The organism is Pseudomonas sp. AIG, from assembly GCF_977020205.1.
Map to the genome: position 1 here is coordinate 1 of NZ_CDROCK010000118.1, position 2,452 is coordinate 2,452.

A 2,452-nucleotide genomic window follows, 5' to 3' on the forward strand; every position below is an offset into this window, starting at 1 on the left:
GCATTGATTCGCCAAGTGCGATTGACACCGATGTGGTGCAGATCCAGAACGGCATCGCCGCCGACATCGCGCCGATGGTCGCGGATCTGCTCGATGCGCCGGGCAATGATCCGACACAGAAAATCGCGGTGATTGGGGATCCGCGTTCCAACACCATCATCATTCGCGCCGGCAGCCCGGAGCGTACCGAGCTGGCGCGCAACCTGATCTACAAGCTGGATAACGCGCAGAGCAATCCGAGCAATCTGCACGTGGTTTATCTGCGTAATGCGCAGGCGGCGAAACTGGCGCAGGCCTTGCGCGGGTTGCTGACCGGAGAGAGTGGCAGCGGCACAAGTGACAGTGCGCGTTCGGTGCTTAGTGCGATGGGTGCAAGCACTGGTGGTAGCGCTGGGCAGAATGGCCAGAGCGGTACGCAAAGCAGCGGCACGACATCGACCAGCAATAGCAGCGGCAGTACAGGTGGCAGTTACACACAAGGCAGTGGCGGCACCAGTAGTAGCGGTAATCAGGCGAGCGAGCAGAACGTCGCCTTCAGTGCCGGCGGCGTGACCATTCAGGCTGACGCGACTACCAACACCTTGCTGATTTCTGCGCCGGAGCCGCTGTATCGCAACCTGCGCGAAGTCATCGATCTGCTCGACCAGCGTCGTGCGCAAGTGGTGATCGAAAGCCTGATTGTCGAAGTCGGTGAGGACGATGCCAGTGAGTTCGGTGTGCAGTGGCAGACCGGTAACCTCGGTGGCAACGGCGTGATCGGCGGGGCCAATCTGGGCGGCTCGGGGATCAACACCAACGGCAAGACCAGCATCGATGTGCTGCCTCAGGGGTTGAATCTGGGCTACGTCAACGGCACCGTCGACATTCCCGGCATCGGCAAGATTCTTGACCTGAAAGTGCTGGCCCGGGCGTTGAAGAGCAAGGGCGGCACCAACGTGTTGTCGACGCCGAATCTGCTGACCCTCGACAACGAAGCGGCGAGTATTTTTGTTGGGCAGACCATCCCGTTTGTCAGCGGTAGTTACGTGACTGGCGGCGGCGGCACCAGCAATAACCCATTCCAGACCGTGACCCGTGAAGAGGTTGGCCTGAAGCTCAATGTGCGCCCGCAGATTTCCGAGGGCGGCACGGTGAAGCTCGATATCTATCAGGAAGTCAGCAGCATTGATGAGCGGGCTTCGGCCAGTGCCAATTCGGCGGGGATTGTTACCAACAAACGGGCGATCGACACCAGTATTTTGCTCGACGACGGCCAGATCATGGTGCTCGGCGGGTTGCTGCAGGACGGTTACAGCCAGAGCAATGACGCGGTGCCGTGGCTGGGCAGCTTGCCGGGCATCGGCGCGCTGTTTCGCAACGAACGTCGGGCGATCACCAAGACCAACCTGATGGTGTTCCTGCGGCCGTACATCATCCGTGACAGCGAAGCGGGGCGCAGCATCACGCTCAACCGCTACGACTTTATGCGTCGCGCTCAGGGTGGTTTGCAGCCGGAACGCAGCTGGGCGATGCCGGACATGCAGGCGCCACAGTTGCCGACTGCGGCGCAGGGTGTGCCGGCTGTGGTGCCGAGTTCTGGCCCACGTGCGACGATCAAAGCTGTGCCAATTGAAGGGAGCACGCGCTTTTGAAACTGCCCCTCAATGTGAACACCACAGGAATAAAGAACTACACCGGACCTGTAGGAGCTGCCGAAGGCTGCGATCTGTTGATCTTGCTCTTCGACGGACCCAAGCGGCCAAAGATCAAAAGATCGCAGCCTTCGGCAGCTCCTACAGGAATTGGGGAGGGCTTGAAATGAGTTCGCTGCCTTACGCCTGGGCCAAGGCGCAGCGCATTCTGTTGTGTGATGGCGTGCTGACGGTGTGCCCGTCGACGCCGGGCTGGTCGATCAGTGAGGCACGGCGGCAGTTTGGCGCGACCACGATTCAGCGCGTGCGGGATGATGAACTCGACGGTTTGCTCGCCGCTGCCTATGCCGACACCGGCAGTGCGGCGGCGGTTGTAGGCGCCGCGGAAAACGAAGTCGACCTCGACCGCTTGATGCAGGACATGCCGGAAATCACCGACCTGCTCGACACCCAGGACGGCGCGCCGGTGATCCGCATGATCAACGCGCTGCTGACCCAGGCCGCGCGCGACGAGGCCAGTGACATTCACATCGAACCGTTCGAAACCCATTCGGTGGTGCGCTATCGCGTCGACGGCACGCTGCGTGACGTGGTCTCGCCACGCAAGGCTTTACATGGCGCACTGGTGTCGCGGATCAAGATCATGGCCCAGCTCGACATTGCCGAAAAACGCCTGCCGCAGGATGGTCGCATCGCCTTGCGCGTGGCCGGGCGGCCAATCGATATTCGTGTTTCCACGGTGCCGACCGGACACGGTGAACGCGTGGTGATGCGTCTGCTCGACAAACAGGCCGGACGTCTGCATCTGGAAACCCTCGGCA

General features: G+C 61.3%; 2 protein-coding genes. Both read left to right on the forward strand.

Annotation, left to right across the window (positions count from 1 at the left end):
- The coding region (gene gspD / locus ACWR1S_RS30760; protein WP_454566130.1) for a type II secretion system secretin GspD at positions 1–1,631 on the forward strand (1,631 nt) is incomplete at its 5' end.
- A gap of 166 nt (positions 1,632–1,797) precedes the next feature.
- Positions 1,798–2,452 (forward strand): GspE/PulE family protein (locus ACWR1S_RS30765; protein ID WP_454566131.1); only part of this gene is annotated, 655 nt, incomplete at its 3' end.